Annotated in this window: 23 protein-coding genes; 18 read left to right on the top strand and 5 right to left on the bottom strand. The window is 65.0% G+C overall.

From position 1 onward, the window contains the following. Positions 1–102: 102 nt before the first annotated feature. Positions 103–1,155, bottom strand: a complete 1,053-nt coding sequence (locus QX121_RS06340) for an alpha/beta hydrolase (RefSeq protein ID WP_315811464.1) — start codon at positions 1,153–1,155, stop codon at positions 103–105. Positions 1,156–1,363: 208 nt separating this feature from the next. On the opposite strand from QX121_RS06340, the gene QX121_RS06335 reads away from it, so the two are divergent. The 9 genes from QX121_RS06335 to QX121_RS06295 all read left to right on the top strand — a co-directional run bounded on the left by QX121_RS06335 (position 1,364) and on the right by QX121_RS06295 (position 11,129). Then, the gene (locus QX121_RS06335; RefSeq protein WP_315798645.1) at positions 1,364–1,555 is read left to right on the top strand and encodes a hypothetical protein; all 192 of its coding nucleotides are present in this window, start codon (positions 1,364–1,366) and stop codon (positions 1,553–1,555) included. A 587-nt stretch (positions 1,556–2,142) separates the two neighbouring features. Further along, positions 2,143–3,291 (top strand): thiolase domain-containing protein, encoded by a 1,149-nt coding sequence (locus QX121_RS06330; RefSeq protein ID WP_315811463.1) that lies wholly within the window; start codon positions 2,143–2,145, stop codon positions 3,289–3,291. After that, the gene (locus tag QX121_RS06325; protein WP_315811462.1) at positions 3,291–3,680 is read left to right on the top strand and encodes a Zn-ribbon domain-containing OB-fold protein; all 390 of its coding nucleotides are present in this window, start codon (positions 3,291–3,293) and stop codon (positions 3,678–3,680) included. Before QX121_RS06330 ends, QX121_RS06325 begins: the two co-directional genes overlap by 1 nt. 332 nt (positions 3,681–4,012) lie before the next feature. After that, a complete protein-coding gene (locus QX121_RS06320; RefSeq protein ID WP_315811461.1) occupies positions 4,013–4,873 on the top strand; it encodes a MaoC family dehydratase in 861 nt (286 codons plus the stop codon). A gap of 140 nt (positions 4,874–5,013) precedes the next feature. Continuing rightward, positions 5,014–5,892, top strand: coding sequence for an SDR family oxidoreductase (locus QX121_RS06315; RefSeq protein WP_315811460.1), 879 nt, complete (start codon positions 5,014–5,016; stop codon positions 5,890–5,892). A gap of 75 nt (positions 5,893–5,967) precedes the next feature. Next, positions 5,968–6,921, top strand: a complete 954-nt coding sequence (locus QX121_RS06310) for a dihydrodipicolinate synthase family protein (RefSeq protein ID WP_315811459.1) — start codon at positions 5,968–5,970, stop codon at positions 6,919–6,921. Between the two features lie 2 nt (positions 6,922–6,923). Next, a complete protein-coding gene (locus QX121_RS06305; protein ID WP_315811458.1) occupies positions 6,924–7,727 on the top strand; it encodes an NUDIX hydrolase in 804 nt (267 codons plus the stop codon). Between the two features lie 113 nt (positions 7,728–7,840). Further along, the gene (locus QX121_RS06300) at positions 7,841–10,522 is read left to right on the top strand and encodes a PAS domain-containing protein (protein ID WP_315754293.1); all 2,682 of its coding nucleotides are present in this window, start codon (positions 7,841–7,843) and stop codon (positions 10,520–10,522) included. Between the two features lie 145 nt (positions 10,523–10,667). Then, positions 10,668–11,129 carry a hypothetical protein gene (locus QX121_RS06295; protein ID WP_409998103.1) on the top strand — a complete coding sequence of 154 codons (462 nt, stop codon included), beginning with the start codon at positions 10,668–10,670 and terminating at the stop codon, positions 11,127–11,129. A gap of 16 nt (positions 11,130–11,145) precedes the next feature. On the opposite strand, the gene QX121_RS06290 is transcribed toward QX121_RS06295, so the two are convergent. Continuing rightward, positions 11,146–11,529, bottom strand: coding sequence for a VOC family protein (locus QX121_RS06290; RefSeq protein WP_315754297.1), 384 nt, complete (start codon positions 11,527–11,529; stop codon positions 11,146–11,148). 222 nt (positions 11,530–11,751) lie between these two features. Between QX121_RS06290 and QX121_RS06285 the strand changes: the two genes are divergently transcribed. From QX121_RS06285 to QX121_RS06270, 4 genes are all read left to right on the top strand, one after another. Beyond that, entirely contained in the window at positions 11,752–12,456 is a 705-nt protein-coding gene (locus tag QX121_RS06285) for a hypothetical protein (RefSeq protein WP_315811457.1), read from the top strand. A gap of 114 nt (positions 12,457–12,570) precedes the next feature. Continuing rightward, on the top strand, positions 12,571–13,035 hold the full coding sequence (locus QX121_RS06280) for a hypothetical protein (RefSeq protein WP_315811456.1): 465 nt from the start codon (positions 12,571–12,573) through the stop codon (positions 13,033–13,035). 204 nt (positions 13,036–13,239) lie between these two features. Beyond that, positions 13,240–13,653, top strand: a complete 414-nt coding sequence (locus tag QX121_RS06275) for a DUF3775 domain-containing protein (RefSeq protein ID WP_315737650.1) — start codon at positions 13,240–13,242, stop codon at positions 13,651–13,653. Between the two features lie 67 nt (positions 13,654–13,720). Then, positions 13,721–14,167: a host attachment protein gene (locus tag QX121_RS06270; RefSeq protein WP_315754304.1), complete on the top strand. Its 447-nt coding sequence runs from the start codon at positions 13,721–13,723 to the stop codon at positions 14,165–14,167. A gap of 63 nt (positions 14,168–14,230) precedes the next feature. On the opposite strand, the gene QX121_RS06265 is transcribed toward QX121_RS06270, so the two are convergent. Next, entirely contained in the window at positions 14,231–14,425 is a 195-nt protein-coding gene (locus tag QX121_RS06265; protein WP_315737652.1) for a hypothetical protein, read from the bottom strand. Positions 14,426–14,588: 163 nt separating this feature from the next. After that, complete coding sequence (locus QX121_RS06260) at positions 14,589–14,771, bottom strand: hypothetical protein (RefSeq protein ID WP_315811623.1); 183 nt, start codon at positions 14,769–14,771, stop codon at positions 14,589–14,591. Positions 14,772–15,244: 473 nt separating this feature from the next. Between QX121_RS06260 and QX121_RS31620 the strand changes: the two genes are divergently transcribed. Continuing rightward, positions 15,245–15,484: a hypothetical protein gene (locus QX121_RS31620; protein ID WP_409999316.1), complete on the top strand. Its 240-nt coding sequence runs from the start codon at positions 15,245–15,247 to the stop codon at positions 15,482–15,484. A gap of 204 nt (positions 15,485–15,688) precedes the next feature. Here the strand turns inward: QX121_RS31620 and QX121_RS06255 are convergent, their stop codons facing one another. Further along, positions 15,689–17,128: an acyltransferase gene (locus tag QX121_RS06255; protein WP_315811455.1), complete on the bottom strand. Its 1,440-nt coding sequence runs from the start codon at positions 17,126–17,128 to the stop codon at positions 15,689–15,691. Positions 17,129–17,462: 334 nt separating this feature from the next. Here QX121_RS06255 and QX121_RS06250 point away from each other — a divergent pair, with 334 nt between their 5' ends. The 4 genes from QX121_RS06250 to QX121_RS06235 all read left to right on the top strand — a co-directional run bounded on the left by QX121_RS06250 (position 17,463) and on the right by QX121_RS06235 (position 23,878). Further along, on the top strand, positions 17,463–17,858 hold the full coding sequence (locus tag QX121_RS06250) for a hypothetical protein (RefSeq protein WP_315737654.1): 396 nt from the start codon (positions 17,463–17,465) through the stop codon (positions 17,856–17,858). Between the two features lie 224 nt (positions 17,859–18,082). After that, positions 18,083–18,835 (top strand): hypothetical protein, encoded by a 753-nt coding sequence (locus QX121_RS06245; protein WP_315737655.1) that lies wholly within the window; start codon positions 18,083–18,085, stop codon positions 18,833–18,835. Between the two features lie 7 nt (positions 18,836–18,842). Further along, entirely contained in the window at positions 18,843–22,466 is a 3,624-nt protein-coding gene (locus tag QX121_RS06240) for a hypothetical protein (RefSeq protein WP_315811454.1), read from the top strand. Then, on the top strand, positions 22,463–23,878 hold the full coding sequence (locus QX121_RS06235) for a hypothetical protein (protein ID WP_315811453.1): 1,416 nt from the start codon (positions 22,463–22,465) through the stop codon (positions 23,876–23,878). Before QX121_RS06240 ends, QX121_RS06235 begins: the two co-directional genes overlap by 4 nt. Positions 23,879–23,884: the final 6 nt, after the last annotated feature.

Raw genomic sequence — 23,884 nt, 5'->3', positions numbered from 1 at the left:
GCACGCGTCCTCGGCCGCCATGAGTTCGATCCCCGCTTTCTTCGCCGCTCTGCAGGCTACGGATCCCGCAATCCGGCAGCCGCAGCCATGTTCGCCCTCCGACTACGCCGCCGCTGCGACTTCGTCGATCGAGGACATGACGGCCTCGGTGGCCGTCTGATGCACCATGTGACCGGCGCCGCGCACGCGGCGAAAGGTGCTCTGGCTGACGTCGTGATGAAGCCGTCTGGACTGCGCGTCGATGTCGATCAGCCGATCCTGATCGCCGGCGACGATCACGACCGGCATCTTCAGCTCACCGTACGCCCTCCTGAAGCGGAAAGCATCGGGAATCATCAGCGCGGCCTCCGCGGCGGAGGCGCGGATCTGCGACGGGCGAACCGCCATTTCCTTGGGGAAGCCGGCAAACTTCGCCGGAACCGATCGCGGGCCGAACAGCTTGGCCATCAGCAGCGGCCACATCATCCGGCTGATCAGAGGGGAGATGGTGTAGCGCAGAATATCGCCCAGCAACGGAATGGCCGGAGCCGATCCGGCCACCACGTCGGACCGGAAGGTCGGATAGTAATAGCCGGAGGCGAGCACCATGCCCTTGACCATGGCCGGATGTTCGAGGGCGAGCGCCACCGCCACGGATGCGCCCCAGGAGTGACCCAGGACGAAGGCCTCCGATACGCCCAGGCGATCGAGCGCGCTCTTGATCAGCCCGGCCTGCGCCGTCGGCGTCCACACGACGTTGCGCGGCCGGTCGCTGTGGCCGAAGCCCGGCCGGTCGAACGCAATGACACGGTAGTTCTGCGCCGCCAGATCGATCAGGCCGCTGGAGGCGAAGTCCTGGATCATGCTGCCGTTGCCGTGCAGCAGCACCAGCGGCACGCCGGTGCCGCGCTCGACATAGTGCAGCCGGACGCCGTCGACGTCCATGAACTGGCCGGCGGGAGGATTGGCCCGCTCGGCAGACTTGGCGAGGCGGCGATTGATCAGGGCTGTGACGGCCAGAACGGCCGTGGCGGCCGCTGCCGCCAGAAGAAATGGATGTGTCTTCGCCAGCGACCGGCTGCGATGCGCCAGCGGCTGGAGGGATGGTGTCGGGTTGGTCAGGCGGCTGGGCGTCGACGCCGCGAGCGCGCGCGCTGTGGTCCGGGCTGCGGTCATCATCTGCCCTCATGGAAAGGCGTGCACGACATCCGGAGGATCCGAGAAATGATGCAGCGCAGGGGCAACGGCCGGTCACGCGGTTCGTTCCGTTGCACGGTCCTGGCAGCCATGATCGGGTGTAGGTCGACCTCCGAGCGGTCCGGCCCGATCTCGAACGGAGCAATCGGTCCTGCTGGCTCGAGGCAGGAGTCGCCACAGATGTGCCTTGCGCAAACTGCCCGTCGGGCAGAATCTTCTTTACGAAATTCAGAAATTGTGCTTTGATGAGCGCATCCCGCCTCACTTCGGAGGGGCGTTGCGCGCGATCGTCACGACACGCGAGGCGGGGAGCGGTGGCCGCGACGTGCCGCAGCGTGTCCTCACGGATGCGCGGACGAACGGCATGGCGCGGACGTGAAGTCGCAGCGTGCTGACACCCCGATGCTGGTGTCCCGCGCAATGCGCAAGCATTGTGCGCATGGTGGCCAACAAGCCCGGTGCACCAGGCAGACTGCGTATAAGCGTGAAGACCATCGCGCAGGGAAGGCCGGGCGTTTTCCGGCTGCACCTGTGGTACCTGCCGCCTGCATTTTTTTCGCAGGCGGGCCGCAGGCGTCAGCCGACGCCTGGCCTTCCCTGCGCCCTCCGACTTGATGAGGGTGAGCGAGACCAGCATCACCCGGGCAGTGTCTGCCGCGGGAATGCGATGTCGTGCGTAGTTCGATATGGGCACGATCGCGCGTCATCACCGCTGTCGTCCCGGGCTTGACCCGGGACCCATATCCACAGGGAGAAGTTGTCGCGCACGCTGGTCGACCATCGCGCTTAACAACATTGGCCGGTGGGTATGGGTCCCGGGTCAAGCCCGGGACGACAGCGGAGTGAAGGGCAAGACCACGGCTCATCTCCACCTCGCGGAATATTTTCCACGCTTGCCAACCCTCATGCAACGGTCCAGAAAATCTCCAACCATTCGGGACGAAACGACGAGCAGCGGAGACGGAATTGACCATCAAGGGCAAGGCCTACATTGCCGGGATCCACGAGCATCCGACCCGGCATGCACCGGACAAATCCACGGCGCAGCTGCATGCCGAGGTCGCCAAGGGCGCGCTCGAGGATGCCGGGCTCAGCGCGCGGGATGTCGACGGCTATTTCTGCGGCGGCGATGCGCCGGGCGGTGCCTGGCCGATGATCGACTATCTCGGGCTGAAGGTGCGCCACATCGATTCCACCGAGACCGGCGGCTGTTCCTATCTGATCCACGTCGGCCACGCTGCGGAAGCGATCGCGGCCGGCAAATGCTCGATCGCGCTGATCACCTTGGCCGGCAAGCCGCGCACCGGCCCGATGCCGCCGCGTGCCGCCGGCGCCGAGGCCGATTTCGAGATGGCCTATGGCGCCACCACGCACAACGCCTATGGCATGTGCGCCATGCGCCACATGCACGACTACGGCACCACGAGTGAGCAGCTCGCCTGGATCAAGGTCGCGGCCTCGCATCACGCGCAGTACAATCCGCACGCGATGCTGAAGGAGGTCGTCACCGTCGAGGACGTCATCAACTCGCCGATGATCTCCGATCCCTTGCATCGCATGGATTGCTGCGTGGTCACCGACGGGGGCGGCGCGCTGATCGTGACCACGCCGGAGATTGCCAGGAGCCTGAAGAAGCCGCTGGTGCGCCTGATCGGCCATGGCGAGGCGATGAAGGGGCCGCGTGGCGGCAAGGACCTCGATCTCACTTATTCCGCCGGCGTGTGGTCCGGCCCGCGCGCCTTCGAGGAAGCGGGCGTAACGCCAAAGGACATCAAGTACGCCTCGATCTATGACAGCTTCACCATCACCGTGCTGATGCAGCTCGAGGATCTCGGCTTCTGCAAGAAGGGCGAGGGCGGCAAGTTCGTCGCCGACGGCAATCTCATCTCCGGCGTCGGCAAGCTGCCGTTCAACACCGATGGCGGCGGCCTCTGCAGCAACCATCCCGTCAACCGCGGCGGCATGACCAAGGTGATCGAGGCCGTGCGCCAGCTGCGCGGCGAAGCCCATCCCAAGGTGCAGGTGCCAAACTGCGATCTCGCCATCGCCCATGGCACCGGCGGCCTGCTCGGCGTGCGCCACGCCGCCTCGACCTGCATTCTGGAGCGCGTGTGATGTCTGAAGCGAAAAAGCTGCCGGCCCCCGTCACCAATCCCGAGACCAAGGCGTTCTGGGATGCCGCCGCCGAGGGCAAGTTCATGATCAAGCGCTGCACCGCCTGCGGCGAGGCGCATTACTTCCCGCGCTCGATCTGCCCGTTCTGCTTCTCGGACCAGACGGTGTGGGAGCAAAGCGCAGGCGAAGGCGAGATCTACACGTTCTCGATCATGCGCAAGTCGCCGACCGGCCCTTACGCGATCGGCTACGTCACGTTGAAGGAAGGCCCATCGCTGCAGACCAATTTCGTCGACTGCGATTTCGACAGCCTGAAGATCGGCCAGAAGGTGAGGGTGGTGTTCAAGCCGACCGACGGCGCGCCATTGCCGTTCTTCACGCCGGTGTAGTTGAGGAGCAACAATGCCGGTGGACGTCATTGCGAGCGGAAGCGAAGCAATCCAGGGCTATTTCCAAGACTCTGGATTGCTTCGTCGCTGCGCTGTTCGCAATGACGACCGAGTGAGTGTGAGGCTGACGTCGGTGGAGCTCTCTCCCGCCCTTGCGAAGCTCCGCTTCGCTTGGGGGAGAGGGCGCAGCAATGGGCGCCGCGCAACGACAGGCGCGTAGGGTGGGCAAAGGCGCGGAGCGCCGTGCCCACCGTTGCCAGACGAAAAGGCGGTGGGCACGCTTCGCTTTGCCCACCCTACAAGGAACGCGTTTCGGGGAGGACACCAACAACATGCCGATCAACTACGATGAGCTGATGGCGATGAAGGCGATCGGGCAGCCCTATGCCTACGGCGATCGCGAGGTGATGCTGTACGCCTATGGCATCGGCATGGGCGCCGATCCGATGGACGAGAGGGAGCTCGCCTTCGTCAACGAGGCCACCGCCGAGCCGCGGCCGTTGAAGGTGGTGCCGACCTTTGCCTCCGTCGCCGCCTGGGGCGCGGGCCCCGGCGACATGAAGCTGAACCGCGTGCTGGTCGTCGACGGCGAGCGCGACATCACCTTTCACAAGCCGCTGGCGACCGCGGCGAAGATCACGGCCGACTCCTCCGTGCTCGCGGTGTCCGACAAGGGCAAGGACAAGGGCGCCGTCATTCGCCATCAGACGATCCTGCGCGACGAGGGCGGCGCGCCGATGGCGACCCTGGTCGCCTCGCGCTTCGCCCGGGGCGATGGCGGCTTCGGCGGCCCGTCCGGGGGCATCCCCGAGCCGCATCCGGTGCCGTCGCGCGCGCCCGACCGCAGCGTCGACATTTCCACGCGGCCGGACCAGGCGCTGATCTACCGCCTGTGCGGCGACCGCAATCCGCTGCACTCGGACCCCGAGTTCGCCCGCCGCGCCGGTTTCCCGCGCCCGATCCTGCACGGCATGTGCACCTACGGTCTCACCTGTCGCGCGGTGCTGCAGACCTATGCCGACTACGATGCCTCGGCGTTCCGGCAGCACGCCGCGCGGTTCTCCTCGCCGGTGTTTCCCGGCGAGACCGTCACGGTCGATCTGTGGAAGGACGGCGACGTCGTGTCGTTCGAGGCGCGGGTCAAGGCACGCAACGTCACCGTGATCAAGAACGGCAAGACGGTGCTGGGTTGATACTTGCCATGTGAGACACGTCTGTTCGTTGTCGTCATGCCCGGGCTTGACCCGGGCATCCATCCGCTTCCGAAGATGGATGGCCGGGTCAAGCCCGGTCATGACGAACGAAAGCAAAGAAGACAGCGGAGGAGGCACATATGGGACTGCTCGACGGCAAGGTGGCGCTGATCACCGGCGCAGGTGGCGGTCTCGGCGAGGCCTACGCAAGACTGTTCGCGCGCGAGGGCGCGGCGGTCGTCGTCAACGACCTTGGTGGGCCGCGCGACGGCTCCGGTTCGGACCTGTCGATGGCCGAGCAGGTGGTTGCCGCGATCGAGGCCGAGGGCGGGCGCGCGGTCGCCAACGGCGCCGACATCTCGACCATGGCCGGTGGGCAATCGGTGTTCGACGACGCCATCCGCCATTTCGGCCGCGCCGACATCCTCATCAACAATGCCGGCATCCTGCGCGACCAGACCTTCGCCAAGTCGAGCGAGGCCGACTGGGACAAGGTGATCCAGGTGCACCTCAAGGGCACGTTCTGCTGCACCTTGCCGGTGTTCCGCTGGATGCGCGACAACGGCGGCGGCGTCATCGTCAACACCTCCTCGACCTCGGGCCTGATCGGCAATTTCGGCCAGTCCAACTACGGCGCCGCCAAGGGCGGTATCTGGGGCCTGTCCAACGTGCTGGCGATCGAGGGCCGCAAGTACAACATCCGGGTGTGGACGCTCGCGCCGGGCGCGCTGACCCGCATGACCGCGGACCTGCCGCGCTACAAGGAGAACCCGGACGCGGCGTTGACACCTGAGGGCATCGCGCCAGCCGTGCTCTACATGGTCAGCAGACTCTCGGGGGATCAGACCGGCAAGGTGCTCGGCGTGTCCGCCGCGCGCGGCGTCCGTGAGATGCGGATGATGGAGATGGAGGGCTGGAAGCCACCGTCCTCGGCTTGGAACGCCCAGGACATCGCCGCGCACGCAGAGGAGATATTCTTTTCGGAGGCCGATATAGCCAAGTCCGCACGGCGGTTTTGATGTATTCAGGACGTCATTTCGGGCCTGCGCCTGGCGCGTCCGGAATGACGCCAGAGAGATTGGAGACCAGACGAGATGAAGCTCACCGCCGCCGCCAAAGGCACCTTCGCGATCGCGCCGACGCCGTTCCATGATGACGGTCGCATCGACGAGGCCTCGATCGACCGTCTGGTCGATTTCTATGCCGAGGCCGGCTGCGACGGCATCACCGTGCTGGGCATCATGGGCGAGGCGCCGAAGCTGGACGCCGCTGAATCCGAGCAGGTTGCAGTGCGCTTTGCCAAGCGAGCCAAGAACCTGCAGATCATCGTCGGTGTCTCCGCGCCGGGTTTTGCCACCATGCGCGCGCTGGCGCTGAAGTCGATGGATGCGGGCGCCGCCGGCGTGATGATCGCGCCGCCGCCCAGCCTGCGCACCGATGATCAGATCACCGGGTATTTCAAGCAGGCCCAGGAGGCGATCGGCGACGACATCCCGTGGGTGCTGCAGGACTACCCGCTGACGCTGAGCGTCCAGTTCACGCCGGCCGTGATCCGCAAGATCGTCATGGACAGCCCGTCCTGCGTGATGCTCAAGCACGAGGACTGGCCGGGCCTCGAGAAGATCTCGGCGCTGCGCGGGTTCCAGAAGGACGGCTCGCTGCGGCCGCTGTCGATCCTGTGCGGCAATGGCGGTCTGTTCCTGGACTTCGAGATGGAGCGCGGCGCCGACGGCGCCATGACCGGCTATGCCTTCCCGGAAATGCTGGTCGATGTCGTCAAGCTGTCGCAGGCCGGAAAACGCGACGCCGCGCACGACCTGTTCGACGCGCATCTGCCGCTCGTGCGCTACGAGCAGCAGCCGGGGGCGGGGCTTGCCGTGCGCAAATACGTGCTGCAGAAGCGCGGCGCCATTGCCTCCAGCGCCCAGCGCAAGCCGGCGTCCGGCATCAGCGCCGCGGCCAAGGCCGAGGTCGACTATCTCTTGTCGCGCGTGGCGCGCTATGATGCCCGCGCCAACCTGCAACCTCGTGCCACCGCCGCGGAGTGACCATGGCTGACGCCGCCGCCGTCCGTCCCGCCTCGACCGTGCTGCTGCTGCGCGACAGCGCGGCCGCACGCGAGATCGAGGTGTTCATGATGGTGCGTCACCATCAGATCGAGTTCAACTCGGGCGCCCTGGTGTTTCCTGGCGGCAGCGTCGACAGAGGCGATCAGGAGATCGCCGGTAGGCCGGAGCTCTATGCCGGCGATGAGGGCCTGGAGGCCGAGGCGCTCGGCTTCCGCATCGCCGGGGTGCGCGAAACGTTCGAGGAGAGCGGCATCCTGCTGGCGCGGCCGGGCCGATCGGACGCGCTGATCGATGCCGCTGCCGCCCGCGAGATCGAGGCTGCGCATCGTCTGGCGCTGTGCGAGGGCAAGATCAGCTTTTTCCAGGTCCTCGAGGCTCACGGCCTCGTGCTCGCACTCGATGCGCTCGTTCCCTACGCCCATTGGATCACGCCCGAAGGCATGCCCAAGCGCTTCGACACCTGGTTCTTTCTGGCGGCGGCGCCGCCGGACCAACTCGGCGCCCATGACGGCCGGGAATCGACCGACTCCGTCTGGGTCTCGCCGCGCGAGGCGCTGGCCGGCGGCGAGGATGGCCGGTTCAAGCTGCCGTTCCCGACCACGCGCAACCTGATCCGGCTTGGCAAGCAGCCGGCGGTGGCCGAGGCCCTGGCGGTGGCGCGGAACATGGACGTCGTCACCGTGATGCCGGTGATGACCAGGACTGCCGATGGTGGCCGGCAGCTGCGCATTCCGCGCGAGGCGGGCTATGATGGCGAGGTGTTCGAGTTCGGTGCGGCCGGTTAACCGCACAGGCTATTTTTCGTTCGGCGGATGATGCGCGGACGAGAATTGTTCTCTATATGTTCATTTGGCCGCCCGGCGGCTCGTATATAGTGCGGTTCCGACCATCGGATCCCATGAGTAGATTACCGGACCTCGACACGGCCTGCAGCAGCCTCCGATCGATGACGATCGGGCGGATGATCTTTGGCAGCTTTCTGCTGCTGCTTGCCGTGATCACCGCGACCAGCATGGCGAGCGTGATCGCCATTCGCCACATCGATTCGACCTTTGCCGAGTTGCAGCGGCTGCAGGGCGTCGGCGATCTCGCCGAGGAGATCGACCAACGCATGAACGAGCTGCGGCTCGCGGCGCGCGATTTCGTCACCGATCCCGGCTCGCGCTCCGACCGTGCCATGGAGGCGGCGACCGAGCTCAGCGCGCTCCTGAAGAAGACGCGCCTGCAGCTGGCACCGGAGCAGCAGGCGACCATCGATGGTGTGTCCCAGCGGCTCGCCAATTACCGCGAAGGCATCGACCGGATCAGCGCGCTGATCGCCCGGCGTGCCGAGCTGCTGTCGGGTTTGCCGGCGGCGCGCGAGAGCTTCGAGGACGCCATCGCCGGCCTGACTGATCGCGCCACGGCGCGGGCCTTGTTCCAAGTGCAGAACCAGGTCGGCGCGGCGTTGCTGGCGCGCGACCCGGCTGGCGCCGAGCAGGCCGCCCGCAGCATGCGCGCAATGCCGATCGAGGACAGCGCCCTGCGCGCGGCAGCGGACCGCTACGCCGAGGCGATCATCGCCATTGCCGGCACCGAGGACGAGATCGCACGCCTCGACAAGGAGGTGCTGGGCATCGAGGGGCGGCTGATCGGCCGGGTCACGGAGCTGCTGCGCGCCTTGAGTGCCAGCCAGGGCAAGGTGCTGTCGCGCGACTTCGCCCGCACGCTGGCGGAGACGAAATGGCAGAGCATCATCTTCGGCACGGCGGGCGTTCTGATCGGCATCTTTGCTGCCTCGTTCGTGGTGCGCCGCACGGTGAAGCCGCTGGCCTCGATCGCACGCTCGATTCGGGCGCTGGCGGCGGGCGAAAAAGCTGCGTCGATCCCGCAGACCGACGTTCAGAACGAGATCGGCGACATCGCGCGGGCGGCAGAAGTCTTTCGGCAGACTTTGCAGGATGCCGACGCGGCGCGCGAGGCGGCCGTCCGCGCGCTGGCCGAGCAGCGGCTGGCCGAGGAGAGCTATCGCAAGCTGTTCGAAGCTTCGATCGACGGCATCTATGTGACCACACCGAGTGGTCTCGTGCTCAATGCCAATCCGGCGCTCGCGCGCATCATGGGCTACGAATCCGCGAGCGAGCTGATCCAGAGCGTCAACGACATCGCGGATACGATCTATGTCCATCCCCTGGCGCGCGAACGCTATCAGCGGCTGATGCGGCGCGACGGCATGGTGCGCGAGTTCGAATACCAGGTGCGCCGGCGCACCGGTGAGATCCGCTGGCTTTCGGACAGCGCCACGGTGGTGCGGGATGAGAACGGCGAGGTAATTCGCTACGAAGGCGTGGTTCGCGATATCACGGATCAGAAGCGTGCCGAGGACGCGATCGCGGAAGGCCGGCGATTGCTGCAGCAGGTCATCGACACCGTGCCGGCGGTGATCAACGTCAAGGATAGCGAGCTACGCTATGTCCTGATGAACCGCTACATGGCCGGCATCTTCAACGTCGAGCCCGAGGATGCGCTCGGCCGCACCACCGGCGAGCTGATGTCGCGCTACGGTGCGAACAAGACCGACTCGAACGACAAGCGCGTGCTGGCGACGAAGGCCGGCCTCGGGTTCTACGAGGAGGAATACCTCGATTCTTGCAACGTCATGCGGCAATGGCTGGTCAACAAGCTGCCGCTTCTCGACGCCGACGGCGAGGTCGACAAGATCGTCACGGTGGCGCTCGACATTGGAGAGCGCAAGAAGAGCGAATTGGAGATGCGCAAGGCCAAGGAGGCCGCTGAGACGGCGCTCCGGAACCTGCGCGAGACCCAGGCCTCGCTGATCGAAGCCGAGAAGCTCGCGGCGCTCGGGCGCATGGTCGCTGGCGTTGCCCATGAGGTCAACAACCCCGTCGGCATCAGCCTCACGGTCGCCTCCGCGCTCGAGCGCAAGACCGAGCGCTTCAGCGAGGCGGTCACGCGGGGCGAACTGCGGCGGTCGAGCCTCAACGAGTTCATCGAGATGAGCCGCAGTGCGGCTGGGCAGCTCGTCGCAAATCTCAATCGCGCGGCCGAGCTGATCCAGTCGTTCAAGCAGGTCGCAGCGGACCGCAACTACTCCGACAAGCGCACCTTCGATCTCGCCGATCTCACCGAGCAGGTGGTGATGAGTCTGCGCCCGGGCGTGCGCAGACAGAACCTGACGGTGAATGTGGATTGCCAGCCCGATCTGGTGATGAACAGCTACCCCGGGCCTTATGGGCAGGTTCTGACCAATCTCTTCCTCAATGCGGTCGCGCACGCGTTTCCGGATGGCAGGAGCGGTGTGATCGAAATCAGGGCGCGGGAGTCCGGGCGCGACAATGTCGAGATCATCTTTTCCGACAATGGCTGCGGCATGTCGCTCGACGTCCGCCGCCGCGCCTTCGATCCTTTTTTCACGACGCGCCGCGACCAGGGCGGCACCGGCCTCGGCCTGCACATCGTCTACAGCATCGTGACCAACCGGCTCGGCGGCCGGCTTGATCTCGACTCCGAGCCGGGCGCCGGCACGCGCGTCCAGATCATTCTGCCGCGGGTCGCGCCTCTCGAGCAGGCGGCCGAGTAGGGAGATCCGCAATGCGCGGGGATGCCGCGCCGCTGCGTGAAACTCCGGATTGACTCTCACGAAGCCGAGATCGAATCGAAATCTGGCCCAGTTGATGCATCATTATCCGTGCACCCTGGGGTGGTGCAGGAGCCAGATGGACCAGATGGAAATGAGCAAATGGATCGTGTCCCGCGGCCATGAGCCGCATCGAGCTGATCGTGCCGACATCAGCAACACGGGTTCGAGGCGACCGGCGGTCGCTCCATGGAAGCCGCCTATCCAGGTCGGCGGTGCGGCGCTGCTGATCGCACTCGCCGCGCCACCGTCACTGGCGCGTGATCGCGGCCAGTATGCGAACTCGTCGCCGGAGATCAAGGCATGGTTCGACGGCCTGCGCAGCGGCAAGGGCCCGTGCTGCTCGGATGCCGACGGCAGCGCCGTCAGCGATGTCGACTGGGAGAGCAGGGGCGGTCACTACCGCGTCCGCATCGAGGGGGAATGGCTCGACGTTCCCGACGAAGCAGTCATCACCGAGCCCAACCGCGTCGGGCGCACCATGGTGTGGCCGATGCGCGGCTATCAGGGCCTCTCGATCCGCTGCTTCATGCCGGGCAGCATGACGTAGACGAGCGGGGCGGCGCTCAGACGTATTTCTTGTCGCGCTCCAGGAGCTCGATGGAAATGCCCTGGGGCCCGCGGATGAAGCAGATGCGAACACCGGGGCGGATCGTGGTCGGCTCGGTCGTGAAGGTGACGCCCTTGGCCTTGAGCTCGGCGGCCGCGGCGTCGATGTCCTTCACGGTGAGGCCGAAATGATCGAGGCCCTGGTGCGGGGTCACCGGCGGCTCGTTCACTCCGTCGCCCGGCTCGACCTTGGCGATGAACACGCTGGCGCCGCCAAGCTTGACGTCGATGCGGCCGGGATTGCGGACGATTTCGCCGCCGAGAATGTCGTGAAGCCAGTTGGCGGTGGCTTCCGGGTCAGGGCTGCGCAGATGGATATGGTCCCACGTGACATTCAACATCGTCGAGATCTTTCGAAAGAGTGAACCGCTTGCGGCGCGGCGGCGTTCCTTGAGGCGTCGGCAGCGGAGCGGATGTTTACCGGCCCGTCGCCGGCCGCGCCAGCCCGGCTGCCCGACCGGTATCCGGGCCTGCCCTCCAATTGTCGGCTTTGCATGCAACCCTATCGATGTTTGCCGATTGAAGCTTCCAGATGCCCCCGCCGGGCAGCCGATGGTGCAGACATGAGCGCGGGTCTCTCTCGTTTGCTGGGACGCAAGCCCGATGCCGCGGCGTCGCTGGCCATGCGCCGAAGCGGCGGAGCGTCCATCCCTTTGGGAGCCGCCGTGTCGGGGTTGGCGATCCTCGCGCTGATCATGTTCGGCGCAGTCGGGTGGCTGATCATGTCGGTCGAAGAGGAGGAGATGGCCGACCTCCGCCTTGCGCAAGTCACATCGGCCTCCCCGAGCGGCCGGTATGAAGGAGATGAAGACGGGACGGAGCCATCGCATGGGCTCTCGTCCGTGGTGCCCAGTCTGGGGTCCAATGCGCACCCCGATTCGTCCCCGGTCGTCGGCTCCGGCCGGAACGTCATGGACGCGCATGCCAGTCTGTCGCCGACGATGCTACCTGCGTCATCCGCTGCGCTCGACCCGGCCGCTCTGTCCGGCCTGCGGATCAGTTCCCAGTCCTGGCGGCGCGGCGGGCTTGGATCGAAGGCGCTGGTGACCTTCACGCTACGGAATGCCAACAGTTTCGCAGTCAAGGACGTCGAAATCAGCTGCGCCTTCAGCCGGCGCGACGGCAGTCACGTCACCGACCGCCGACGGATCGTGCCCGGCCAAGTCGGGTCGCGCAGCCGCAAGACCTTCGCGGCGGTCCATGTCGGATTCGTCAACGTTAACGTCAGCGCGGCCAAATGCGCGCTGGTTGCAGCGACCAAAATCTAATTATGTCGCGCTAGTCTCCCACGGTCTTTGAACCCGAGCGTTCGACGCGGGAACATACTGTCATGATCCTCCGTTAGGTGGATGTCGGCGCAGGTGCCGACGGAGCGGTAAATTATGCCCATTCTCCGTTACTTTCTTTTCGTCGGTGGAACTCTGCTGGCGCTGCTCGTCCTGGCGGATGCCGTGCTTCCCAGCGTGCCATTGCCTGCAAGCCTGTCGTCTGCGTCGGATCTTCCCCCGGTGCGCATTCAGTCGACGCGAAAGTGGCCGGAGCGGATCGTGATGGACACCTCGATCGCCACGCCAGCTCCGGTGAAGCTCGCGAAGGCGGAGCAGACTCCGGCAGAACCTGCGGGAGAAGTGGCCAAGAACGGTCTCCGCGACGCCTTCGCGCAGATGAGCGCCGTCGAAGCCAACCCGCAGGTTGCGGCCGTGAAGGCCGCCGAGAAGCCTCGCGCGATGCGGATTGCCGACACGAGCAAGGCGAAGAAGCGAAAGGTCGCAAGAGCTCATCTGGGCAGACCGATGATCCTGGTCGCGCAGCAGCCGCATGCCGGCCCCTTCGCTTGGACCTGGTAGTATCGATTGCCCGCAGTCCCTGGTCGATCCAAGCAGTCCCGGTGCAATCGCGCGTCGGGGGCGGTCGAACTCACGTGGGCTGCTGCGCCGTTTTTCACGCCGCCGCTCTGCCTTGATCTTGCGCAAAGTGCGCTCCTTCCGGAACGCCTAGCGTCCCTTGCATGGGACCTGGGAGCGTTTGCCCGGGGACCCAGGAGACGCTGAATGACGACTACCACGCCCACCCTCTCGATCTCGCCGGAGAAGGTCGCCTTCGTCGTGACCAAGATCCACAAGCATGAAATGGAAGCGGCCGAACCCGAATTGCTGGCAGATTTGGCGGATGACGACGCGGCGCCCGGTACCGGTGGGCGAGGTTTGAACACGGACAGGTCGGAGCTCGTCAGCTTCATCAGGGGCCTCAATGTCGACGAACAGATCGATCTGGTCACGCTGATGTGGCTGGGCCGGGGTGACGGCTCGCTGGACAATTGGGATGAGCTTCGTGCGCAGGCCGCTCAGGCGCACAACAATCGCACCGCGACGTACCTGATCGAAACTCCGATGCTTGGCGACTATCTGGAGGAGGCTCTCTCGGAGTTCGGCCTTTCCTTGGAAGACTTCGAAGAAGGCATATAGCTGGGCGGCGTCTCCCGATGGATTCCCAGCACGTTCTTCGTTGCAATTCGGATGATGGAGTAATCTCATGGACAAGCTGAAGGTCGGAACCGGTGATTGGATCGTCGTGTGCGACGGCCGCAAGGCACTGATCCTCGAGAACGTCGGTGACAGCATGTTTCCGAACCTGCACACCAAAGAGGTCCGTGAGCAGGAGAACGACCGCACGAGCGCTCAGGGCACTGATGCGCCCGGCTCGGTGCAGCAGTCATTTGGCAATGCTCGGAGTTCGGTGGATCAGACGGATTGGCATGATCAGGCTGAGCGCGCCTTTCTCAAGCAGCTTGCTGATCGCCTGCATCAGGCTGTCCTGTCGGGCGAAACCAAAGCCGTCACGATGGTGGCGTCGCCGCGCGCACTCGGGATCATCCGCGCCGACTATTCCGACGCGGTACGAAAGGTGCTGCATGGCGAGATCCACAAGGATCTGGTCAAGCTTCCGGTCTACGAAATCGAGAAGCAGCTGCTCGCCTGAGGCCGGCTCTCTCATACCAATGAGTGCCGGGAGGCCCCGTTCGCGGCTTCGACCGCGACGGGATCAATGTGTGCTTTCATGCGACGGTGTCGATTCCGGCGCAGCAGGCACCAGACTTGTGTCCAGGTGCGCGGCTCCTTTTTCGACGATCTCGTAGCCGCAATCATCCAGCCAGGCGATCAGGCGATCGGCCATGGCGTAGTCCCAGGTCGGGTAGGAGCGTGCGATGACCTGGCGTGGCGTGAGCTTGCGAGACATTGGTGATCCTTCCCTGATCTCATGGTGCTCGATGAGACGTCGAGCGTCTGGTCTTGTCATCTTGAACCGCAGAACGCGATGCGCGGTTCCTGCGGCGCCCGAGCGCTGCCGCTTGAGGAGCGCTGATCATTCGCAGCGCCTCGGCGAAACGGGGCAGAATTCATCAAGCGCTGATCACGTGTGGCTGCGCGTCGTCGGTCACGGGAGCCGCGGTGCGCTCCGGCTTCTTCTCCACGATCTCGTACCCACAATGATCGAGCCATGCGATCAACCGGTCGGCCATGGCATAGTCCCAGCTGGGATAGGATCTGGCAATGACTTCGCGGACTGAAAGCTTTCGTGCCATCATGTCGATCTATCGCTCCCTGCATTCGCCACGGGCTCGTCCGGCGCGCATCCGGACGATCCAAGGCTGGCCGGCAGTTCGTGCCGCCGGCTCCTGATGTTGTTCGGCTCGTCACGTTTCTGAGCGCGCGCGCCCCAACGCCTTGCTGGCTCACCACGATCAAATTGGCGTGGAGAGGTGATTTTTCCGCTTATCGCTCGCCCAGGCTGCGCAATCATCGCCCAACATGGTGAAAACCTTCTCGCTACGATGGTCTCCCATTTCCGTGCACGGATATGGCGCGGTCGTGCGCGTAGTAGGGCTAGAGTGTGGTGACGGCGCGATGTTTCGTCACAGGCTGGCGGCGACCATCTCCGACGAGATCTCAGCGCGAGCAGGCTGCGATCAACGGGGGAACGGTTTGATACGTTCATGGTTTCCGCTGGGGCGCGGTCGCAGGGGCTCGTCGCCTCGGAGTCAATGGAGCAAAAGCGATGAGGCTGATGTTTTGGGTTGTGCTGCTGACTGGCCTTGCGGCAGGAGGCGGCCGGTCGGTCGCCAATGAGTCCTGCGGCCTAGGGTGCCACGTCGCGCCCAATGGCGGCTGCGTCGTGAATGGCTGGGAGGTGGGAGCGCCGGTGTGGAACGAATGCCCTGCGGGCGCTCGGCCAAGGCCGCCATGCGGAACCGCGTTCAAATGGAGCAGACAGGCGAGGGCCTGTGTCAGTAGGTGAATATGCGATGGCTGATCATCGCCGCGGGAGGGTGCATCGGGCTGCTGGCTGCCGCGAGGGATCAGCGACTGTTCACGTTGGACGTCGCGCCCTGTCGTTAGCGGCGGCAGCTTCGTCTGGCTCCTGATTCAAGGCACGGCAAGGCTCCGGATAAGCCGCTGGTAGAGGCGCACCGCGAAGCACGGACGGCCGGTGACACGGCGCTCAGACCGGCGTCGCATGGATCACGTCGCGCGGTGCGCTGGTGCGGAAGGCTCTCCGTAACCATGTTCGCGAGGGCGCCTCGATGAGCATGTAGGTGACCCAGGCCACCGCCGTCGCAATCGCAACGAACAGACCGAGCCGCAGTGCGAGCTCGAGAGCGCCGGGAGCATCTGACTTTCCGATCATCGCAAGCCGAATGAGAAAGGGATGCAGCAGATAGATCGAATAGCTGCATTCGCCACCAATGATCAGGGCTCTGGACGACAGCCAAGCGGCATGGCCGTACCGACTGGCTGCGACGAAGACGATCGAGAATCCCGAGATCTCGATGAGACGTACGGCAAGTTCGATCGCGAACGACCAGCCGGGCAGACGAGGCTGCAGAAACAGCAGGACAGGCGCACAGATGAGGCTCACCAGCGCAAGCCAGAACAGGAGCCTCACGCAGTGTCGCTCCCCGTCACCGATGCTGGCATCGGCGCGGTTCTTGTAGATCATGGCGGCAAGGCAGCCGGCCAGGAACTGAGCGATGTGAAGATAGGGAGAGTAGTAGGTGAGCCACTGCATCCCGTTTTGCGTGAGGCTTGGCGCGGCGGTCCGCAACAACGCATCGCCAAAGGTGAAAGCGGCGGCGATCGTCAGCGCGAAAGTCACGATGTTCGCAAGCGCGATCCAGATGATCGTGGGCAGCCTGGCGACGCCTGCAAACAGCAGGCAGACGAACGGAAACAGCAGGTAGAAGAACAGCTCGACGCTGATGGACCAGAGGTGCTGCAGCGACGGCACGACCGCGACCAGCATGGTGCCGTTCTGCACGGGAAACCAGGCTTGCGTCATCGTGAGGATGAAGCCGAGCGAGGGCGCGGAGAGGTCTCGCGCGATCACGACGTATGCGACGACCGCGAGCACAATCACGGCGTACATCGGGTAGAGCCGGGCGAATCGCGCGATGGCAAATTCACGAAGAGCGTTTCCGAACGGTTGCGACTGGAAGCGCGCGGCATAGTTGAGCCACAGGACGAATCCGCTCAGCACGAAGAACATCGTCATTCCGATGCTGCTGACCTGAGCGATGAGCTCCGGCAGCAGGCCTTGCGCCAACGACGGGGCGCCGTGGCCGATGGCGACCGTTGCGGCCGCGACGAAGCGTAAGCCGGTCAGCGAGCCGATGAAGCGTTGCTCGTTCACTTTGAGGGATGGTCCTGATACTTGGGAGGCGCTCCGGCTGTTGTAGAAACAGCAGGGTCCGGAGGCAACCCGACGCACGCCGGCCGGAGACGGGATTGCCGCCCGCTCGAGCGACGATCTGGCGTTCAGGCCGGAGATGACTCTGCGCCCGATCGGTCCGGCGTCTGCCGTTTGCGGCGTCCGACGCGGCGGCGTCTCACATTGCTGTCGACAACAACGAGCTGAAAAATAAAGGGAAATCAGCCTTGGCATCGGCGGCGTCCCATCCAAGGGGCGAGGCGTTTCCCGGTGCGGCATGCGATCGGCGGGAGGGGCGGGCAACAGGCTGGTAGCGTTTGAAGAAATCCGGGAAGAGCAGCTTTTGCAGCGGATCGTGCCTGTTGCGAAACCCCGCCGGGAATCTTGGCCAGCGGGAGGTTACGGCCAGGGCCTTGGTCGCACCTGCGTGGGATGCGGAGCCCCGGCCGGATTGCTGCAGGGGCCGGATTGCAAATGGACTCGCAAACCGACGGCGGCTAGTTATTTGTCACCCTCCAGCTGGTCATTTTGCATGACGCTGAGCGCCTGAACGAGGACGGAAGCCGCCTTGCCCGCTGCGCCATCTCAGCTCACCGATCAAACCGTCGACACCCAGCTGACGACGAATTGCAATGCGCAGGTGGCCGCAACGTTCGACACCAACGACAGCACCTGGGTGACCTTTTTCGTCAACGGTACGATCCCGTGCTGGAGGACGCTCGTGTCGATTGGCGAGGTGAAGGTCACGCTGGCCGAGGATGTCGCTGTTGCCGGCATTGTCCTGTGCAAGGGGCTGACCGTGACCATGAACCCCATGGGTCCCTACTACACGGTCACGATGACAGGAGCGATCGTCGATTCCGGAAAGGAGAGCAGCTTTACCGGAATCGTGCTCGGCTCGTTCACCCGGTCCGCAGCGATGAAGCGTGCGATGCAAATGCTTCGGAGACAAGGCAGCCGCTGAGGGCCGGCCCGGCTTCGCGTGAAATGTAAACACCAGAATGTTATCGGGCGTGGGGGGCAGGACTGTGATCTGGCCCGATTGACCGCCCCTGCGAACTCTGTTACACGATGCAACCTCTGATAGATTTCGATCATTGGTAGTTTATTGATTTTCGACTCGCCTCAGCTGCGCTCAGCAGCTGCGCGCTGCAGGTTTCGACCTGTGTTTTACAAAAGGAGATAGTCATGTCTGATCGTGAAGGTATTCGTTTCACCGCTCCCGCCGTCGTAAAAACCCCCACGAGTCCCAACACCGATGTCGTCGCGACGCCGACGGGCGATCCCAACAACACGACGCAGCTCGTCTTCGAGTATCAGGGCCGCATTCCGGTCTGGACGCCGGTGGTTTCGCAGGCTCAACCTCAAGTCGTCTTGGGGGCCGACATCACGATCGGCGCAACGACTTGGCGCAAGGGCATCACGGTCCAGTATGCGGCGCTGGGATCGACCCAGTACACCGTGACCATCATCTCGGGCGAGATCGTGGACGATCGTGGGCTCTACTCGCTCCAGGGCGTGACGCTCGGCATCTTCCCGATCAGTTCGTCCGTCAAGTCAGCGGCGCCCGCGGCGACGCGGACCGAAGAGTATCCGCGCGCGGCCTTCACGGCGCTGCCGACGGTGAACACCCCGACCAGTCCGAACAGCAACGTGGTGACGACGCCGAGCGGCGACACCAACAACACGACCTACGTCTCGTTCCAGTATCAGGGCCGAATCCCGGTCTGGACGCCGATCGTCTCGCAGTCGCAGATCACTGCGGTCCTCGGTGCTGATATCACGATCGGGGCGACGACGTGGAAGGCGGGCATCACGGTGCAATATGCGGCGCTGGGCTCGACGCAATATACGGTGACCATCATCAAGGGCGACATCATCGACGATCGCGCCCTCTATTCACTGGCGGGCACCTTGCTCGGCATCTTCCCGATCGGGTGATACGAGCATGGACGCGTCCGCGTCAGCGCAGTTCGAGCAGGTCGACTCCTCCGCGATCTACGAGACCAGGGTTGCCGGCTCGGTTGGCTGGGCCGGCTACCTTCTCGGCGCGGGCTCGTCGCTGCCACCGTTCATCAACTACGATGACTCGCTGAAGAAGTACGGTGGCAGTTATCTGTTCGCGACACAGCGGCCCGCCGATCTCGATCGGGATCCCGGCGGGTTCGCCGAGCGTGCACGGACCTATATCAGCAAGGCGACGCGCAATCGCGCCGTCGTCTGGCTTGCCTCGGCCAATCCGGTCGTGTTTGGCGACTTCGAGCGCTATGGCGTCTCCTTCATCAATCTGCCGCCGGTCTACCAGGTCTCGGGCAACATGAACCTCTGGTTCGCCAGCAACGCCAAATTCTACATCCTGGATCAGAGCCGGATCGATATTGACGGTGGGGCGCTGCGCCTGTCGGGCTCGGCGCTGAGTTCACCTCCGTTCATCGGCTTCGCGGGCAAGGGCGACAACCCGCTCGGCATTCGGCTTGCGCCGGCCTCCAATAATCGCATCTACGCCTACGTGCCCTTCGGCGGCGCCAACACCGGCTGCGTGACCTTTGATGGGCTGCTCGATTCGAAACAGGCGTTCGTCAGCCAGGGCTTGGGGCAGGGCGTCCGCTACGTCATCAACAACAATGCGACGGCGTCGCTGCAAGCTGCGCAGTATGCAGCCATGACGGTGGCGGCGTTGCCATCGCAGCTTTCGATCGCAGGTGCCTTCGACCTCGGCGATCCGGCCAACCGCGTGATCGGCCGAGAGCAGCTCGAGCAGGGGTATCTGCGTTCGGGGTTCGCCATCAAGGGGGCGCCTGCGCTGACGAGCGAATTCCGCACGACCGGCGGGCGTGTCGTGCAACTGACGCCGCTAGGGGCTGGCAGCACGGATACGGCGCCGGCGCTCGGAGCCGGGGGCTTCGCCTTTGCGACCAGCGCCGCGAAGACGGCCGCGGTCGACACTGGCACGACCTATCTCAGCCTGGCCGGCCACTATGCTCTCGGCGCCGATGGCAGTTCGGCGGGGCAGCTTGCGAAGCTGATGGGCGGACTGTTCGGATCGGAAGCGCTCAGCTTCAAGGCGTACGACGTCAGCCTGCCTGCAACACAAAACGATCGCCTCAACGCGATCCCCTCGAAACCAGGCTACGCGCCGGTGTTCCCGTTCGAGACGGCGGATCTCAACCGTCCCGCGAGCGGCGCCGTTGCGCCGCGCCTGACCGACGACCACCAGACCTCCTGGGTGACCATCGTCGCCGGGGGCGGGGCCGTCGACTATCTGGCCGAGCCCGAGGGCAGCGCGATCTACGGTGCGGCCGCGGCCGGCGCCGCGAATGCGGAGATACTCCAATCCGCGCCGCCGTTCATGCCGCTCGCCCAGGGCAGCGACAAGACGTTCCCGCTGGCGCCTTATGGAGCTGCTGCGAGCAGCGGCCTCGATGGCGCGACGCTCGTCCAGTTCGAGAGCCAGATCGTGGCCGCAACCCGCAAGTCGCTGATCTCGGGCTATGGCAGCAAGACGTGGTCGGCGCGGGTGCAGGCGGCGCGGGCTCACGCGTTGCACGGCACGCTGGCGGACGGCCCCAGCACCGATGGGACGACGCCTCAGGGCTTCATCATCGAGCGCGATCCGGCGACGGGGGCCTATCTGAAGGTCAGCATGGCGCAATCGCTCGACCGCGACGGCAATACCCTGCCATTCGCGCTATCTGCTCCAACCCAGGCGATGCAGGACGCCTTGCAGACCAACCAGCTCTTTCTGGTCGCTGTCAATCCGGAGCCGTTCGGCACCGGCGCCCAGTTCGCCAATACCGTCAACATTGCGGGCTGGACCATGACCGCGGCGGTCGGCGCCGGCGCGTCGGCCACCGCCTACCGCAACGTGATGATCATGAAGTTCTGCTCCGGCTCGTTGCTGGAGCGGGTCACGAATGCCAATCGTTGGACGTCCGCGGAGCAGTTCTCGCTGTTGCCCGGCACACCGCCGGTGACCGCTGCGCTGTCCTACACCGGCCTGTCGCAATGGCTACAGGACTACATCGCGGACGCCATCGCACGCTCGAAGGGAGCGTCCGGCCCATTCTACGAGAATTTCGCGCGCATCGCACAAGACCCGAACTGGACCGGCGTCATCGTGCTCGCGGCCGACCTCGGCCAGCGCGACATGCCGCCGGAGATTGCGGGGCTTGCCGCCGGCATCGACTTCACCCGCTTCAACGCTCATCATTTCGGCTTCACCGTCAGCCGCGTCACGGTCGACGGCCGGAGCGGTCGGATCACGATGCCCTCGGGCAGCTCGAGCCTGTTCGGCCTGATCGACTACGAAGATCCGCGCTATGCGGTGAACGTCTCGAGCGGCGTTGCGCCCGACGTGCCCGTGGCGGTGCAGATGAGCGGCGAGTTCGACTTCACCGTGCTGCAGCTGCAGTCGTTGTTCGAGAACGCCAGGCTGACGCGGTTCGACAGCCACGTCCAGCTCTCGGTCGCGGCGCTGTTCGGCGCGCCGGTGTCGCGGCTGTACTCACGCGGCAAGCCGCAGCCATTCACGGGAATCGTGCTGAAGGGCAGCTATGTCGATCAGGGCGGCCGCGGCGCCTATGTCTTCGAGCAGAACACGACCAACGTGCTGACCAGCCCATCGAACGTGCTGCCGGCCGTCGCCTTCGACCGTGTGCAGTTCAACACGATCGGCACCCAGGACCAGGGCGCCACGGTGGCGAGCAACTTCCTCATCTGGGGGCAGCTCGATTTCACGGCGCTTCAGAGCACCGCCGAAGAGACGCTCGACCTGTTGTCGTTCGGCAGTCCGCCGGACACGCCGGAGGCGGCGCTCGGCGTCGGCCTCGCCTTCTCCGGTCTCGCCGTCGGAATGACCTATCCGCAGGCGACGCCCGGAGCCAAGCGGTTTCAGGTCGCGACCGGCAACCTGGCCTGGAATCTCAACGGCTCGACGATGCGCGACACCAGCCTGTTCCGCGGCTTCGCGCTGCAGCTGAAGAGCTTCGTCAACGCGACCGGCGATCAGAAGCCGTCCGATCTCGGCTTCCTGCCGGTGACGTCGCAGCTCAACCTGACCGAACTCGAGGGGCCCTGGTTCGGCGTCGTCTACGACATCACGCTGGGCGGTCCGGGGGCGCTCGCCTCTGGCGTCGGCTTCCAGTCGCAGCTGCTCGCGGCATGGTCACCGGTCACCACCGGGTCGGATGCGCAGCACGCGGTCTTCATCGGCATGAGCCTGCCGGGCGCGGCGCCCGGCGCCAGCCTGTTCAGCATCCAGGGCGTCATCAAGGTTGCGGTCGGTGCGATCTCGATCCTGCGCCAGCCGGTCCCGACCGCAAAAGGGCGCATGCTGGCCGAGGACGGTCCGAAGTGGTTCTACTGCCTGCGGATCGACGATATCGCCATCAAGATCTTCGGCATCGCCAAGCTGCCGCCGTCCGCCAACATCCAGTTCTTCCTGTTCGGCGATCCCGACAACACCGGCAGCCTCGGCTGGTACGCGGCCTATGTCGCCGACGACAATCCGGGCTGCGAGCAGTCGCTCGCATTCGCCTCACGCAAGCCCGAGCTGCAGGAGCCGTCATCATGACGCGGATCCTGTTCTGGAATATCGAGAGCTTCTCGGTCAACAAGATCTTTTCCGCGTCGATCAAGCGGCAGCGCGGCCATGGCGGCCTCAACGACATGCAGAGCGCGATCCAGCGCCGCGCGGTGATCAATGCCGTGCTGACGGCCACGCAGCCGGACATCATCGTCATCATCGAGGTGAGCTCCGGCGACAATGCGCCCAACGCGCTGGCGAGCCAGACCGGCGGCATCAATGCACTCGCCATGGTGCAGTTCGGGCTCAACAACCCCGCCACGATGGTGGCAGGCGGCTGGAACGCCGTGCCGCCGCTCTACACCGGGACCGGCGGGCGCGCCGAAACGGTCGGCATTCTCTATCGCCGCACCGACACTGCAGGCAACCTCCGTCGCTATTTCACCGGGCCCAACATCTGGACCGGCGGTCATGGCGGCCTGTCGGTGCCGCCGGGCGGCGGCGCCGCCGCGCCGTACAATGGCATGGTGGTGCCTATCGGTGCCGTGAACGTCAACGGAATGCTGGTGCCGCCGGGGCTTGGCGGCGTGCGCCAGATTCCTGTGGGCGCCCAGCACAATGGCGGCCTCAATGAGGACGTCGTCGCCGCGCGCATCGCCTTCACGACCACGCTCGGTGCGCCCGTTGCCTTTGGCGGATTGCGCGAGCCGTTCATGGCAACGTTCACCGAGACCGATAATCTCGGCGTCGTGCAGCGAGACCTCACCATCTTCGGCATCCATTCCCCGCCGAACAATCCCGCGGCGGCGAACTACATCACCACGCTGTCGACGATCAACGATATCGTCGGCGCCCTGGGAGTGAATGAGACGCGGGTGATCGGCGGCGATTTCAACGTCAATCTGTTCGCCGTCAACGGCACGGCCTCGGGCCTCTATAATCCGCTCACCGGGGGGCCCGGTGCCTACACGCTGCTCGTCAGTCCGACGGCGGTGGGAGTTCCTGTCAATCTCGACCAGTATAAGGGCTATTTCTCCACCCATATCCGCGGCAAGGACAAGACGGCGGCCTCCAAATTCCTCTGGTCCAACGGCGGCGGCCCGGGGCAGAGCTTTTATCCCGGCTACGGCTATGTCGGCTCCAACTTCGTCGCTGCGCCGTTCTACTCGATCGACAACATCCTGGTCTGGCCGCACAACGGCATGCACAACTATCAGACCACGATCATGAACACGGTGACCGGCACGCCGATGAACGCGGTCATGGCGCCGCCGGACAATCCTCCCCCGGGCGCGGTTGCGCTGGCCCACCAGTTCACCGCGGCGCCGATGGGGTGGCCGGGCGCGCCGACGGCGGCGAACTATCCCGGGATCGGCGGCGCCGGAAATCTGACCGGCTGGAGCAATTACGGGCGCGTTCGCAACACCAGCGATCACTTCGGCATCTCTGCCGACATCTGAGGGAGC

The sequence above is a fragment of the Bradyrhizobium sp. SZCCHNR2028 genome (assembly GCF_032380995.1).
GTDB lineage: Bacteria > Pseudomonadota > Alphaproteobacteria > Rhizobiales > Xanthobacteraceae > Bradyrhizobium.
Note: the sequence above shows the minus strand (reverse complement) of the source record. Positions and strands in the feature narration are given on the sequence as shown.